Here is a 14,976-nt window from a genome sequence, read left to right on the forward strand (position 1 = left end):
AAATAATTATTATATACAAACAATTGTATACTAATTCTATTTATTAGAACAATATCTACACCCTGCCACTACTTAACCTCCTATCCATAATACAACTAACTAATAGTCAAACGAATACAAAAAGGCAATAAACCATAAGAATAATGAAATTAAAATTTTTATTAAAAATTTTATGGAAAAAATCTTAATCCAGGTCGTTACCTCTACTGATAAGCAGATAAAAAGCAAAATCCCCTGACAACTAAACGGTTGCCAGGGGATTCCATTGACATAGAGAACTTCAGCACACAATCGTGCAATCTATACCAGCTTTTTATAACGTATACGCTTTGGCTCAGTATCACCCAGGCGCTTCTTCTTGTTCTCCTCGTAATCTGTGTAGTTACCTTCAAACCAATATACCTGTGAGTCACCTTCGAAAGCCAGGATGTGAGTACAGATGCGGTCCAGGAACCAACGGTCGTGCGAAATGATCACGGCACAGCCTGCAAAGTTTTCCAGTGCATCTTCCAGGGCGCGGATAGCATTTACATCCAGGTCGTTGGTCGGTTCGTCAAGCAGCAGCAAGTTGCCGCCTTCTTTCAGCGTCATAGCTAGGTGCACGCGGTTACGCTCACCACCCGACAGCTTCTCCACTTTCTTTTCCTGGTCGCCCCCCGAGAAGTTAAACTTGCTTACATAAGCACGTGAGTTTACCTGACGGCCAGCCATCATCATGTGCTCTGTTCCGCCTGAAATCACTTCAAACACTGACTTACTCGGATCAAGGTTCGCGTGCTCCTGGTCTACATAAGAAATTTGTACTGTAGAGCCAACAGTAAAATCACCTGCATCTGGTTTCTCCTGACCAGTAATCAACTTGAACAAGGTAGTCTTGCCTGCACCGTTCGGACCAATGATACCCACAATGCCACCCTGCGGCAAAGAGAAGTTCAGGTTCTCGAACAACAGCTTATCGCCATAGGCCTTGCTGATGTTGTGCGCCTCAATAACTTGTGCTCCCAAACGAGGACCATCCGGTATAAAGAGCTCCAGTTTTTCTTCTTTCTTAGAAGCTTCTTCGCTGGCTAACTTGTCGTATTGGCTGATACGAGCCTTTGATTTAGCATGACGGGCTTTTGGAGCCATACGCACCCACTCCAACTCGCGCTGGAGAGTCTTCTGGCGCTTACTTTCCGACTTTTCTTCTTTCGCCAGACGAGCGGCTTTCTGCTCCAGCCAGCTGCTGTAGTTGCCTTTCCACGGAATGCCTTCTCCACGGTCCAGCTCCAGAATCCAGCCGGCCACGTTGTCAAGGAAGTAACGGTCGTGGGTAACAGCGATTACAGTGCCTTTGTAGTGCTGCAAGTGCTGCTCCAACCAATCCACAGATTCAGCATCCAGGTGTTGGTAGGTTCGTCCAGCAACAGCACGTCCGGCTCCTGCAGCAACAGGCGGCAAAGGGCCACGCGACGCTTCTCACCACCCGACAGGTTTCCGATCACGGCATCCTCTGGCGGTGTGCGCAGGGCATCCATGGCGCGCTCCAGGCGGTTGTCCAGTTCCCAGGCGTTGAGTTGGTCCAGGCGCTCCTGCACCTCTCCCTGACGCTCGATGAGTTTGTTCATCTCATCATCGGTCATCTCCTCGGCGAACTTCATGTTGATCTCGTCGAACTCTTTCAGCAGGCCAACCACTTCGCTTACGCCTTCTTCTACCACTTGGCGTACGGTTTTGGTCGGGTCTAGCTGAGGCTCCTGCTCCAGGTAGCCCACTGTATAGCCCGGCGACCACACTACTTCACCGCGTATCTCCTTGTCCACGCCGGCGATCACCTTGAGCAAGCTTGACTTACCGGAACCGTTCAGACCCAGCACGCCAATCTTGGCACCGTAAAAAAAGGAGAGGTAAATATTTTTGAGTACTTGTTTCTGTGGCGGGTAGATCTTACTGACCCCTGCCATGGAGAAAATAATGGTTTCGTTGCTCATTTTACTGTATATCAGTTTAGTACTGCCCGCAGACAGTAAATTAGTTTAGAAGAAAAGCGGCGTTTACAGCGCCTGGTCCGGCAAAAGTGCCCGGATAAGTCATTATTTACGCCGACAAACACAAATATCGTAAAAATTCATGTGTTTATGGTTCACAAAAGTGCTTTGAAATCACTAAACTTGTAGAAAAACTGTATGGGAGAAGTCCGCACAGACTTATCGTAGCACCTAATCAGGTCATTGCCAAAAGACTTATGCTGCTAAAGAGCAGACTGTCAACGCTTCAACCTGACATGCGTATGCTAAGGTTAGTCTAAATTTTGGACCCTTTGCCCTTTTATGTTCCGATTCTAACCCGATCCTTAAATGGAAAACAACGACCTATTGGAAGAAGCCAAAAAATACGGCTTTATTCAGGACCAGCAAGTATGGCTGAAAGCTTTTATGACCTACCCCGACCGGAAAGTAGGCGAAGTGAAAGAATCAGAAGAAGACTCGCTGGTTTATTTTGCCAAGCGCTTTCACATGTTTAGCGATAAAGTAAACGCCTTGCTTGAGCGCATTGCAACTTCCGAAAACAAAGGCTCTTTCCTGATGAAAGTACTGCACATGAAAGACCAGGTAGGCAACTATGACGCTTTAGGTGACTTTGAGGCTATTTATCATACCCTGAGCAAAGCTGAGGAGGAGATAAATGAAACCATCAAGCAGAACCGGGAGAAGAACCTAAGCATCAAGATCGGACTCATACAGGAAGCAGAGGCGCTGCAGGATAGCGTGGAGTGGAAAGAAACTTCTGACAAGATGAAGGACCTCCGTGCCACCTGGATCAAAACCGGCCCTGTAGAGAAAGAACTTACCGACGAAATCGAAGAACGCTTTAAAACTGCTTTGGAGGCTTTCTTTGAGCGCAAGAAGTCTTTCTTCAATGATAAGAAACAAATGCAGAACCGCACGTATGACAGGTATAGAGACCTGATCGCCAAATCGGTAGCACTGCAAAACTCTGAAGAATGGGAAGCAACCACAGCCAAGCTGAAAGATCTGCAGACGCAATGGAAGCAGATTGGAGGATCGCTGCCGCGTGCCACCACCAACAAGCTATGGACTGAGTTCAGAAAAGCGCACAACCACTTCTTTGAGCGCCTGAAAGTAAAAATCACGAACGAGAAGGCCGACTCGAAAGAAAAATACTACGACACTAACCTGGAGCGAAAGCAGGAGTTGGTAAGCCAGGCCGAGCAATTGCTGCAGCAAAACAGCCTCAATGATGCCGTGAGACGCGCTAAAGAACTGCAGGCGGAATGGAAAAAAGTAGGTCCTGTTCGTCCTGATGTTTCAGATGCCATCTGGGAGCGTTTCATCAAAGCCTGCGACCGCGTGTTTGAAATGAGTAGCCTGGAGCACTACATTCGTAAGCGCCAGCAGAACGCCAACGAAACCTATAGTCACGAAGAGGGGCTGCACGCCCGTATCAACGCCCTGCGCGACTTCATCAAGTCTGACCGTCAGGAGCTGGAAGTGCTAGAGACGAACCTGGGTAAACTGAGCGAAGCACCAAGCAATGACTCGTTCCGTAACATGCTTCTGGGCAAGATTCGCAACTTCAACCGTAAGATCAAGACGAAGCAGGCCCTGATCGAGATGTTCCAGGAGCAGCTCAGCACAATCAATAAATAGAAAAATTCAGATTTACCTATATTTTTTGAGGAAGCGCCTGTTGCGAATGCGGCAGGCGCTTTTTATATTTACATACAGCCCAATCAGGGCAAATTGCAGCGAAAAAGCGGGGTCAAAAAAATTTGACTCAAAATGAACATTTACAGTGTATTTGCGTTGTTTTGGTAAAAACAATCACAAAAAGCAATAAATATTTCAAAAAAATTTTAGTTTGTGAATTAATTCATACTTTTGCGAACTATTTTTTTCAACGCCATTTAGATTAAGGAGACACATACTATGTATTGGACACTGGAATTAGCATCATACCTGGAGGACGCACCTTGGCCAGCCACTAAGGACGAGCTGATCGATTACTCTATCCGCTCAGGCGCCCCTATGGAGGTAGTAGAAAACCTGCAGGCACTCGAAGATGACGGACAGCCTTACGAGAACATCGAGGAGATCTGGCCTGACTATCCTACCAAGGAAGACTTCATGTTCAACGAAGACGAGTACTAATTCATGATTAATTAGATAATGGATAATGAGTAATTGACTTTATATTATTCATTCTTCACTATTCATTACTCATTGAAAAACATCGTTGAAGTAAAAAATCTGGTTGCGGGTTATGAGCATCGAACTCTGATCCGCAACCTTTCTTTTTCTGTGCCTTCGCAGGCATTTGTAGCTATCGTTGGTCACAATGGAGCAGGCAAAACTACCCTTTTCAGAGCTTTTCAGCAAAAGATACCTTACCAGGGGCAGCTCCTGCTGCACGGCCAAGACTTGCAAAACACCAAAGACGTAGCGGCATCCGGCCTTCTCTCTTACCTTCCCCAAAAAAACATCGTCTCTTTCTCGATCAGCGTGCTTGATCTGGTTGTGATGGGCCTTTTCAGGAGAAAGAGCTTTTTTGAGAATTATACCGCACAGGATTATGCTTTGGCCCGCGCTACACTAGCGCAACTGGAACTGACGCACCTGCAGGAGCAAGACTTTACTACGCTTTCGGGAGGTGAGCAGCAAATGGTGTGGTTGGCGCAGCTGATGCTACAGGACGCCGAAGTGGTGTTACTCGATGAGCCCACCCAGCAGCTGGATGTTTACTATAAGAAACAGGTATTTCAGCTTTTGCAGCAATGGGTACAGCAAAAAGGCAAAACGGTGTTCTGCATAACACATGACCTCTACAACCTGCTGCCCATGCAAGGTTATCTCCTTAACCTGTCTAAGCCCGATCCCACACTGGAACTGCTTTCACTTAAAACAGTACAGCAGAACCAGGAATTTCTGGAAGCGCAGCGCATTGTTCGCTAGGATGCCGGATCGAACTGCTTCACGAGCACTTCAGCCAACAGCAGGTCTTCAGGCGTCGTAATCTTGATATTACTATAGCTACCTTCTACCAGCGCTATACCTGCGCCCAGCTGCTCTACCACTGAGGCATCGTCGGTGAAGTGCTCCGACTCTGGCTGCTCATAGGCAGCTCTCAACAAACTTGCCTTAAAGCACTGGGGTGTCTGCACAAGCTTATACCTGGTGCGGGGCACAGCCTGGCTTCCGCCCTCAGTCAGCTCCCGGATAGAGTCTTTCGGAGACACAGCCACAACAGCAGCTCCCGCCTCAGCTGCGCTTTCAAAGGCTGCTTTAATTGTGGCATAGCTTACAAATGGCCGCACACCATCATGCACTGCTACCAGCGCCTCGCCATGTACTGTTGCCAAACCACTTTTCACAGAGCCAAAGCGCGTCTTGCCCCCCGGCACCGCCATATGAAAAACAGGAAACTTATGCTGTTTGCAAAGGTTTCGCCATACCTGCAGCTGGTCCTCGGGCAGCACCACGACGATGCGAATGTCGGCATTATAGGTATGGAACCGTTCAATCGTGTGCATGAGGATCGGCCTGCCGGCAAGCTCGATAAACTGCTTCGGCAGACTGTGCTGCATGCGACTGCCCGTGCCACCGGCTACTATAATGGCGTATTGTTGCAAAGCTTTTTCCATAGAATAAGTTTATGTGCTGTACAAGCCTGTTTTTACTTGCAGTTGGCCAACCGGGCTATATCTGCAGCTTTGATAAAAGGTAGGTTCCGAGTAATCTTTTCGACACTCCAGTCCCACCAGGCTGTCTGGAGCAATTGTGCTATCTCACTTTCTACAAAACGCATCTTCACAACTTGTGCCGGGTTCCCCGCTACAATAGCGTAATCCGGCACATCTTTGGTCACCACCGCCTTGGTTGCGACAATCGCTCCATTCCCAATCTTCACACCTGGCATGATCACGGCCTCATAGCCAATCCAGACATCGTTCCCTATCACCGTGTCACCTTTGTATGGATATTCTGACGCGTCTGTTCCACCTTTCCTCTCCCAGCCATTTGCAAAAATTTCAAAAGGGTATGTAGAGATGGGCTTGGTTTCATGATTGCCACCATTCATGATAAATTTCGCACCAGAGGCAATGGCGCAGAACTTTCCGAGGCGCAGCTTATCACCTATAAAATCGAAGTGATACAGCACATTCTTCTCGAAGTTATGTGGGTTATCCATATCATGGTAGTAAGTATAGTCCCCTACTATAATATTAGGACTCTGGATGATGTTCTTCAGAAAAACCAGATTTTGGTGATGCGGAAGAGGGTATGTGTTACTGGGGTCCGGAGCAGGCATACTTTCGATTTAGTTGCAAACTAGATGAGGCTGCAAATAAAGCAAAAAGCCCCGACTTTGGAGAGTCGGGGCTTTTCTAAATCTTATACCTGCTACTACAGGATCAGCATTACGTCGCCGTAGCTGAAGAAGCGGTACTTTTCTTTTACGGCCTCTTCATAGGCTTTCATCACCAGTTCGTAGCCTCCGAAAGCAGCTGTCATCATCAGCAGTGTGCTCTCCGGCATGTGGAAGTTCGTCACCAGGGCATTCGCGATCTTGAAGTCATACGGAGGGAAGATGAAACGATCTGTCCAGCCCTCGTTTGGCTTCAGGCGGTTACTGGCCGATACAGACGATTCGAGCGCACGCATAGTGGTAGTACCAATGGCCACAACACGCTTTTTATTATCCAGCGCTTTGTTCACCAGCTCTGCCGTTTCGTTTGGCACCTTGAAGTTCTCTGAGTCCATTTTATGCTTGGTCAAATCTTCCACATCCACAGGACGGAAAGTACCCAGGCCAACGTGCAGTGTAAGCGGCGTTACATCAACACCCTTGATCTCAAGGCGCTTCAATACTTCTTTCGTAAAGTGCAGACCAGCCGTTGGAGCAGCCACAGCACCTACATTTTTAGCGTATACTGTCTGGTAACGCTCTTTGTCTTCCGGCTCAGCTTCACGCTTAATGTACTTTGGAAGCGGCGTTTCGCCCAGCTCATTGATGGTCTTGTAGAACTCCTCGTCCGGACCATCGAACAAAAACTTGATCGTACGGCCACGGGAAGTAGTGTTGTCGATTACCTCAGCTACCAGGTCGCTGTCGCCGAAGTAGAGCTTGTTGCCAACGCGGATCTTACGGGCAGGGTCTACCAGCACGTCCCACAAGTGGATGTCCTTGTTGAGCTCACGCAGCAGGAACACCTCAATCTTGGCACCGGTTTTCTCCTTGTTGCCATACAGGCGGGCCGGAAACACTTTGGTATCATTCACTACCATCACATCCCCTTCATCGAAATACTCCAGGATGTCCTTGAACACGCGGTGTTCAATTTTGCCCGTATCGCGGTGTACCACCATCATGCGCGACTCGTCGCGGTTAGCGGATGGATGTGTGGCTAGCAGGCTCTCAGGTAGCTCAAACTTAAATTCTGATAACTTCATACTTTTTATATTACGGTATAAATCGTGCTGACTTAGAACGGTCTGTATCAAATCCTATGTCTTCTTCCCCAAAATTCAAGAAGACATACCCATGATACAATTAAAAAATCAAACCGCAAATTTACTTAGTTTGCCCGAAATATTCTTACTTTTAAGAAAATTACTTTACTGTACGTCCAACTATGATCTACCTACGCCTCATCGCTGAAAGTTTCCGATTTGCATGGCAAGCCCTTCGTGCGAACCTGCTCCGAACGATCCTCTCCCTGTTGGGCGTTACGATAGGCATTTTTGCTATCATATCGGTGTTTACGCTGGTAGATTCGCTCGAGCGCAACGTGCGCGACAGCATGAGTTTTATAGGCGACAAAGTGCTGTACGTAGAGAAGTGGCCCTGGAGCTTTGGTGGTGAATACCCCTGGTGGAAGTACTTTAAGCGACCGCAGCCTAACACGCATGAATACCGCCTGCTGGACCGCAACCTGACCAACGATGCGGGTGTGGCCATCTTCGCTAACAGAGGCCGCAACGTGTTCAAGCATCGCAATAACAATTACAGAGATGCCGGCCTGATGGGCGTTACCTCGACTACAACAAAGTAACAGATATTCCGGTGGCAGAAGGCCGTTACTTTATACCGCAGGAAGTGGACGCAGCCCGCAACGTGATGATTATAGGTGACGAGATAGCCAATACGCTGTACCCGGGCCAGCCTGCCATTGGGCAGGAACTACGGGTGAGTGGGCATAAGTTTACGGTGATCGGGGTGATGGAGAAGCAAGGCGAGAGTATGTTTGGCATGCCTAACTTTGACCAGATGGGAATCATACCTTACGGTACCTTCAGCAAAATGTACGCGACCGGCCCTAATGGCATCGGCTCCACTATTGCGGTAAAAGGCCGCGAAGAGGACATAGGCTTACAGGAACTGGAATACGAAGTACGCGGCATGATGCGCAACATCCGGGGTCTGAAGCCCCGCGACGAAGACAACTTTGCCATCAATCGACCCGAAATGGCAACGCAAGCTGTAACAGGTTTCTTCCAGGTAGTGGGACTGGCGGGATGGGTAATTGGTGGTTTTGCCATACTGGTGGGCGGCTTCGGTATCGCCAACATCATGTTTGTGTCTGTAAAGGAAAGAACCAATATTATCGGTATACAAAAATCACTGGGCGCTAAAAACTATTTCATTCTGTTTCAGTTCTTGTTTGAGTCAGTATTTTTGAGCATTATTGGCGGTGGCATTGGCATCCTGCTCGTGTTCCTGCTCACACTTATACCGCAGGACATGATGAAGATTTCGCTATCGGCAGGCAACATTATACTGGGCCTGGGCGTATCGGCGGTCATAGGTATGCTGTCGGGGATTATTCCGGCGGTGCTTGCGTCAAACCTGGATCCCGTGATTGCGATTCGCTCCAAATAAAAAGACACAACCGTGGCTGCATAGTTTTCTTCTCCACGCTGCAGCCACACACCCTTAAAATTATTTAGTTTAATGAAGAAGGCGCCTCATTGCGAGTGTGCCGCAGGAGGCCTGCCTCCTGAAGAAGACGAAGAAAGAATTATGACAAAGCTTAGAAAGACAAGCAAAACGAAACTCAACGACGAGTCACACAACAGCGGTAGCGGACAGACTATCCTGAACCCGGACGTAAACGAAAATAAAGCAAAATCCATTACCGACCTGCGCGAAGCCGGACAGGTTTCAGCTCCCCCGGCATCTGAAGAGGATGTAAAAATCAGACAGGCTTTTGTTGACAAAGACTGGAACGAGATCAAAATCGCTGACTCATGGCAGATCTTCAAGGTGATGTCGGAGTTTGTGGAAGGGTTCGAGAAACTGGCCAAGATCGGCCCATGCGTTTCTATTTTCGGATCGGCCCGCACCAAAAACACCCACAAGTACTACGTCATGGCTGAGGAAATCGCAGCCAAGCTGGTACGCCATGGCTACGGCGTAATCACAGGCGGCGGCCCGGGTATTATGGAGGCCGGCAACAAAGGCGCGCACTCCGAGGGAGGCAAGTCTGTAGGCCTGAACATACAGCTGCCGTTTGAGCAGTTCAACAACATCTACATCGACTCTGACAAGCTCATCAACTTCGATTACTTCTTTGTGCGCAAAGTGATGTTTGTGAAGTATGCGCAGGGCTTTATCGTGATGCCGGGCGGCTTTGGTACGCTCGACGAGCTGTTTGAGGCGATCACGCTGATCCAAACTAAGAAGATCGGTGCCTTCCCGATCGTGCTGGTAGGCCGTGAGTATTGGGGCGGTCTAATGCAGTGGTAGAAGATGTAATGCTGAAAGTAGAGAGCAACATCAGTCCTGAGGACCTAGACCTGGTGCATATTGTGGATGACCCAACGGAAGCCGTGAAAGTGATCGACGAGTTCTACAGCAAATACCTGCTGTCTCCGAACTTCTAAGAAAAAACACTTCCATAAATAAAAACGCCCCACTGCTCTACAGTGGGGCGTTTTTATTTAGTTGTACATCTTTCCATAACTGATACCTCAGTGACTTTATGCAGAAAGCATGCACAAGCAGGCCATTAGCTAAAATTCAACCTTAGTTTGGCTTCTAGTTTAGCAGCTTTACCTCAATGGAAGTGCTTCCGCTTACAGGAAGGCCTTCGGCTGTCTGCCCCTGCACCCGTATCTCAAATACTCCTGTCTCATCGGAGGTATAGCATGTAAAGGTGGCATTTCCGTCAGCTCCAACCTGCAGGTGCGGCTGCCAGTAAAGCTGTTGCCGGAAGTCTGGCAGTTGAGTCTGCACCGCGTCGTTAGAGGCAGCGGCCGGCACTACAAAATTCCGGGGCAAGTTGTATTGTTCATACAACACAGGCAGGCCCTTCGCTTTTAGTCGCTCCCGAGCCTCGCCGCTTTTGGTATAGATGGCAAACATGCCATTGTCTACCAGGCGTCCCAGGTTGCCGGCGTACAGCTTTTCCTCAGACCAGGCTATCTCGATAGAGGCGATGTCGTTCAGGTCGAGCGCCATGATCTCGTCCATATTCTCCAGGATGACGCCGTCCAGCAGGTATAGCGGTTCGTCCTTCATCATGCGTTTGGTTCCGGGGGCCACGTAAAGCAGCCGCACGGTTTGCTTACCCTTTTTCTTACGCATGCGCAGGTTAGTGGTCACTTCCCGGATAGTCTCCTCTACATCCTGAAAAGCAACGTAGTCATCCAGCTTGAACACCCGGTCGGCTGGCAAACGTGGCAGTGGAGAGGCAGCATGTGGTTCTGTCAGGCCATAAATGTCCTGGATATTAGTGCGGGTATAATGCTTCTGCGCGACGCTTATTACGTGTGGGGGCAGCGCCTGCACAAAAGCCGTGTCCAACTGCTTGGCAAAAGCCTCCTGCTGAAAAGGCCCCTTTACGGCTTCCTGCCGCATAGGCTCCACCAGGGGCTCCCGGGCAAAGCGGGCCTCTGTTTCATTTTTTGTGATGGCCTCCCAGAGCTCCACGTCTGTTTCTTGTTCCAGCCGCATGCCGTTTGCAACTACAGATCCGCTGGGCTGCTTTAGCTTGGCACGACGCTCTGCCACAGAGGCTGTGAGCATAGCAGTGGCAGGCAACCCCTTGACTGTAACAGTTACCTGCTGCCGGGTGCCGTACTGCTGGCGGTCGGCCTGTACTTCTATACCTGTTGCACGTGGCATCGTGATGCGCTGTTCAGCTTCTACCATACCTCCCGTGTTGAGCAGCAGCAACCTGCACTGCGGCTGTTCTGCATCTGACCACGGCACGGTGATCTGCTCTGCCCCCGTCACGTGCTGCGCGAAGTATACCTTGCTCCCCGACGCTGCCACCAGCACATGACCTGCCGCTGATTGCCCCTGCACCCTTACTTGTATACCTGTTGGGCTCACTTCCCCAACTGCCAGGCTTACGCCCTGTTTCTTTGGTTTGGGAAGCGTTACCTGCTGTGGCGTATAGTTAGCTGCCTGTACCTGTGCTACCAGTTCCTGCTGTTCTGTGGCCGCCAGGCTAAACACGGCTACACCTGACTCGTCGCTTTTAAAGGAGGCAATGGTTTGCCCGGCTGTATCAGCTACTATACCTTGGGCGGCTATACCTATACCTGCTGCGTTGGTCACGGTCGCTACTATTTTGGTAGGCACTCCCGCTGGCCAAACACCAGACTCAGGTAAAAATCGTACCTGCAGGGCTTTAGCTGCTGCTGTTCGCCCTTCCAGCGCCTTTACTTCGTTCGGGTTGACTACGGTGAGCTGTTCCTGCCAGTGCTGTCGCGTACTGAAGTTCCGCATCCAGTTGGTGGCAGCCCGCAAGGTATAACTGCCCGAAGGCATGTTTTCAGGCAACAGGAAATCTCCCTGTGCTTTTCCATCCTCCAGCACCAGTCGCTGGTTGATCAGGGTGCTGCCTTTTGCATCCAGCAGCTCTACATAAAGCACCCGACTCGCGGGAGCAGTGGAGCTTTTGCGCACAGCGGCACTGTACCAGAGGCGCTCACCAGCCATGTACCAGGACTGACTGTGCACCAGTTGTACCTGCTCGTCTGAGAGCTGGCGCTGTACCTGGGCGGCGGCGACTTTGGCAACCTGCTCCTGCTGGGCAAAAGCCGGCATGCTGAGCAAGGGAGCAACTGCCAGCAGCAGCCTGGCTGTTATTTTGGGGATGCTGTAAAAGGCTATGTGCATCTGTTTGGTTTAAATGTTAGAAGCCGATTGGCCGTTGGTCAGTTACATTCGGGTACAAGAAGGTATAGCGGCAATCGCCTATAGGTAATTCATATGGCAAACCTGGAAAAGGCGCATAAAACATGCGTTGAATCACGATAAAATCTTCTACCATGGAAGAAGCGGTGAAATACCCTACCACCCGTTCCTCGGGATTAGTAATACTGTACATGTTGCCGTTGATGCGTGCCGGAGGCGGATCGAAAATACTGCCCACGCTGGTCTGCTGTTCATTGAACAGGCGCCAGAACTCGTAAGCCTCGCCGGTCAAAGAAAACTGCCTGATCTTAATGCGGTATTTGGTTGGGATATCGGCAGGCACCACCACCACGGGCTGCTCAAAGTAGCGTCCGTTCACCAGTCTGTCATTATTCGCCACCACTTTGGTGTTGATGCTACCCATGTTGGCCCAGCACACGGAAGGCACTGGCGCATCACCTGTGTTGGTGTAAAACTCAAACACCCCCTCTGTGTCCCAGCGATAGTAGTTGCCTCGCTCTGGCGGGTCCTGCACCTGGGCCTTTACTTCAAAACCCACCGACCTGCGCTCGATCAACATGCCCGCTGAGTTGCGCACGACGTCTACAAATTGCTTAAACTCATAGCTTATGCCTTGGATGGCTGGTACCGGGCGCAGCAGTTCCGGACGCGATGCATACTCCCGGCCGTCAGGCAAGGTGATGTGCAAGGAATAGCTTCGGCCCTGCTCTACCTGGTAATCGCTTTCTTCCAGTGTATACACGCCGGTTCTGCCTTCTTCATACAGAGGCATGTTGTTGCCGAGGTTGTCTTGTATGGTTACAGTGGCATTGTGCACACGCTCTACAATCACCTGCTGGCTTTCGCTATCAAAGGGGGCGGTCCAGGTGAGGGTTACTTTGTTCAGTTCCGGGTTATTCTGATCTGTGATCATGCCACTCACCACCAGTGACTTCTGCTCTGTGCCGGTCTGGAGCTCAAAAGGATCCACGCAGGCCTGCAGCAGAATGAGGATCAGTAACATGGCCCACTGCCGGATTTGACGATATGTGTTTTTTACTCGCTGCATTGAAAGACAATAATCTGTAAATCTTAAAAACCAGCCGGCTTCATGGCAGTGCTGTTCGGAAAAAGAATCCGGCAATCCTGGGGCGGTACCACAAAAGGGGGCTCATAAGGTCCGCTCCGGAAAGGAGCGTGCACCGCTCTGTCGATCAACACGCCTTTCTCGCTTACCCCCGAAGCGCCAAAATACCCGATCACCTCTTCTGCGGGGTTGCTCAAACTATACAGGTTGCCCCGTATTTTGGCCGGAGGCGGATCAAAAATGCTTCCCACACTGGACTGCTGCTGTTCAAAAAGCCGCCAGAACTCATAGGCCTGTGCTGTGAGGGCATACTGCCGCACTCTCACCAGATACTTGGTGGGCATGTCAGCAGGCAGCACCACGACCGTCTGCTTGTGCATGTTCCCGTTAAAAAGCCTGTCGCCGGCAGTGACAGCTCTGCCTGTAACACGCCCTGCAAAAGACCAGCATTGGGTGGCAGGTATAGGCAGTGCGTCTGGAGCGCGACTGAAGTACTCGAATACACCGGTTGCGTCCCAACGGTAGTAGTTCGCGGTGCCAGCCGGATCTGCTAGAGTAGCGTATACCTCAAAGCCTTCTGAGGTTTGCTCCACCAGTTCACCGCTGCCGTTTCTGACTACTTCGGTAAACTCTTTGAAGGTATAGGTGACGTGCTCCATCTGTGGAGACGGCTGCAGCAGTTCGGGTACTGATTCATACTCCCGGCCATCGGGTAACCTGATGTACAGTCTATAGTGCTGACCTGCTTCCCCGGCCAGGTACTGAGGCAGGAAGTAAACACCCCGCTCCCCCTCTATCAGTTGAAATCCTGTACCCCGATTGTCCAGAATCTTTACATAGGCCCCCAGCACAGGCCTGTTGAACACCACCTTGCTTTCACCGTCAAAGGGTTCCGACCAGGAGAGGCTCACTTTGTTGAGGCTTTCGTCAGGCCGATCCGTGATCAGCCCGCTCACCACCAGTTGGGGCTCTGTCTTCCCAGTCTGTATCGCGATCGGATCGACGCAGGCATTGGAGCTCAGGCCAACTACAGTCACCAGCCAACTCAGCAGCCTTTTCATCGTGTGATCTTGAAATTGTAAGTAATAGCCGGCACCGCCGACCCGATCACTGACAGCCTATAGGCCTGCGGAATAGTGCCGCCGTAAGCAGGCTTGAAGAATACCGAATAAGGGTTCTTGCGTCCGTACACGTTGTATACCGAGAAGGCCCAGCTGCTTACCCAGTTGGCGTTCCGCTTGTTAGTGCCATCTATCACAAATGCCAGGTCCAGGCGGTGGTAGTCTGGTATGCGGTGCTGGTTGCGGTCGCTGTAGTTCACGATCAGCAACCCATCGATGTAGCCCACTGACTCCGGATAAGTAATAGGCCTGCCGGTACTGTAGGTGAAGTTCGCTGACAGACTGATCAGGCGGGTAAGCTGCTGGTTCAGGACCAGGGTAAGGTCATGCGGCTTGTCGAAGTTGGCGGGGAAGAAGTTACCGTTGTTGATGCGTTCCTCTGGTGTGGGGCCATTCACACGGCGCAGCGATCTGGAGTAGGTATAGCTTGCCCAGCCCGTGAGCTTTTTGCCTTTGCGGCGCATCATCAGTTCAAGACCGTAGGCCTTGCCCTCGCCCGGCAGCAGGTCGGCATCAAGGGTACTGTTGAGCAGCAGCCGGGCTCCGTCCTTATACTCCACTAGGTCGTGCAGTTTTTTGTAGTAGGCCTCCGCCGAGAGCTCGATGGTATTGTCCTGCAGG

Annotated in this window: 11 protein-coding genes and 3 pseudogenes; 6 read left to right on the forward strand and 8 right to left on the reverse strand. The window is 50.5% G+C overall.

The genetic code is table 11. From position 1 onward, the window contains the following. Positions 1-300: 300 nt before the first annotated feature. Positions 301-1,970: pseudogene (gene ettA / locus O71_RS00505) on the reverse strand (energy-dependent translational throttle protein EttA). 366 nt (positions 1,971-2,336) lie between these two features. On the opposite strand from ettA, the gene O71_RS00510 reads away from it, so the two are divergent. The 3 genes from O71_RS00510 to O71_RS00520 all read left to right on the forward strand — a co-directional run bounded on the left by O71_RS00510 (position 2,337) and on the right by O71_RS00520 (position 4,952). Continuing rightward, positions 2,337-3,650 carry a DUF349 domain-containing protein gene (locus tag O71_RS00510; protein ID WP_007652163.1) on the forward strand — a complete coding sequence of 438 codons (1,314 nt, stop codon included), beginning with the start codon at positions 2,337-2,339 and terminating at the stop codon, positions 3,648-3,650. 279 nt (positions 3,651-3,929) lie between these two features. Next, positions 3,930-4,151 carry a DUF2795 domain-containing protein gene (locus O71_RS00515; RefSeq protein WP_007652164.1) on the forward strand — a complete coding sequence of 74 codons (222 nt, stop codon included), beginning with the start codon at positions 3,930-3,932 and terminating at the stop codon, positions 4,149-4,151. 72 nt (positions 4,152-4,223) lie between these two features. Continuing rightward, on the forward strand, positions 4,224-4,952 hold the full coding sequence (locus O71_RS00520) for an ABC transporter ATP-binding protein (protein ID WP_007652165.1): 729 nt from the start codon (positions 4,224-4,226) through the stop codon (positions 4,950-4,952). Here O71_RS00520 and O71_RS00525 read toward each other — a convergent pair. The 3 genes from O71_RS00525 to queA form a co-directional block, all read right to left on the reverse strand. Further along, the gene (locus tag O71_RS00525) at positions 4,949-5,641 is read right to left on the reverse strand and encodes a 2-C-methyl-D-erythritol 4-phosphate cytidylyltransferase (RefSeq protein ID WP_007652166.1); all 693 of its coding nucleotides are present in this window, start codon (positions 5,639-5,641) and stop codon (positions 4,949-4,951) included. The two genes, O71_RS00520 and O71_RS00525, sit on opposite strands and share 4 nt — an antisense overlap. A gap of 32 nt (positions 5,642-5,673) precedes the next feature. After that, complete coding sequence (locus O71_RS00530) at positions 5,674-6,309, reverse strand: CatB-related O-acetyltransferase (protein ID WP_007652167.1); 636 nt, start codon at positions 6,307-6,309, stop codon at positions 5,674-5,676. Positions 6,310-6,404: 95 nt separating this feature from the next. Further along, on the reverse strand, positions 6,405-7,451 hold the full coding sequence (queA, locus tag O71_RS00535; RefSeq protein WP_007652169.1) for a tRNA preQ1(34) S-adenosylmethionine ribosyltransferase-isomerase QueA: 1,047 nt from the start codon (positions 7,449-7,451) through the stop codon (positions 6,405-6,407). A 182-nt stretch (positions 7,452-7,633) separates the two neighbouring features. Between queA and O71_RS26930 the strand changes: the two are divergent. The 3 genes and pseudogenes from O71_RS26930 to O71_RS00545 form a co-directional block, all read left to right on the forward strand. After that, positions 7,634-8,295: pseudogene (locus O71_RS26930) on the forward strand (ABC transporter permease); the annotation flags it as partial. Between the two features lie 276 nt (positions 8,296-8,571). Continuing rightward, on the forward strand, positions 8,572-8,880 hold the full coding sequence (locus O71_RS26935) for an ABC transporter permease (protein ID WP_369750839.1): 309 nt from the start codon (positions 8,572-8,574) through the stop codon (positions 8,878-8,880). 141 nt (positions 8,881-9,021) lie between these two features. Further along, positions 9,022-9,884, forward strand: a pseudogene (locus tag O71_RS00545) (TIGR00730 family Rossman fold protein). 154 nt (positions 9,885-10,038) lie between these two features. Here the strand turns inward: O71_RS00545 and O71_RS00550 are convergent. The 4 genes from O71_RS00550 to O71_RS21215 all read right to left on the reverse strand — a co-directional run bounded on the left by O71_RS00550 (position 10,039) and on the right by O71_RS21215 (position 14,915). Continuing rightward, positions 10,039-12,129: a hypothetical protein gene (locus tag O71_RS00550; RefSeq protein WP_007652171.1), complete on the reverse strand. Its 2,091-nt coding sequence runs from the start codon at positions 12,127-12,129 to the stop codon at positions 10,039-10,041. Positions 12,130-12,145: 16 nt separating this feature from the next. Continuing rightward, a complete protein-coding gene (locus O71_RS00555; RefSeq protein ID WP_237717642.1) occupies positions 12,146-13,171 on the reverse strand; it encodes a DUF4249 domain-containing protein in 1,026 nt (341 codons plus the stop codon). A 68-nt stretch (positions 13,172-13,239) separates the two neighbouring features. Beyond that, a complete protein-coding gene (locus O71_RS00560; RefSeq protein WP_007652175.1) occupies positions 13,240-14,295 on the reverse strand; it encodes a DUF4249 domain-containing protein in 1,056 nt (351 codons plus the stop codon). Next, the gene (locus O71_RS21215; protein ID WP_007652177.1) at positions 14,292-14,915 is read right to left on the reverse strand and encodes a hypothetical protein; all 624 of its coding nucleotides are present in this window, start codon (positions 14,913-14,915) and stop codon (positions 14,292-14,294) included. Before O71_RS21215 ends, O71_RS00560 begins: the two co-directional genes overlap by 4 nt. Between the last annotated feature and the right edge of the window lie 61 nt (positions 14,916-14,976).

Source organism: Pontibacter sp. BAB1700 (genome assembly GCF_000277005.1).
Classification (GTDB): Bacteria; Bacteroidota; Bacteroidia; order Cytophagales; family Hymenobacteraceae; genus Pontibacter; species Pontibacter lucknowensis.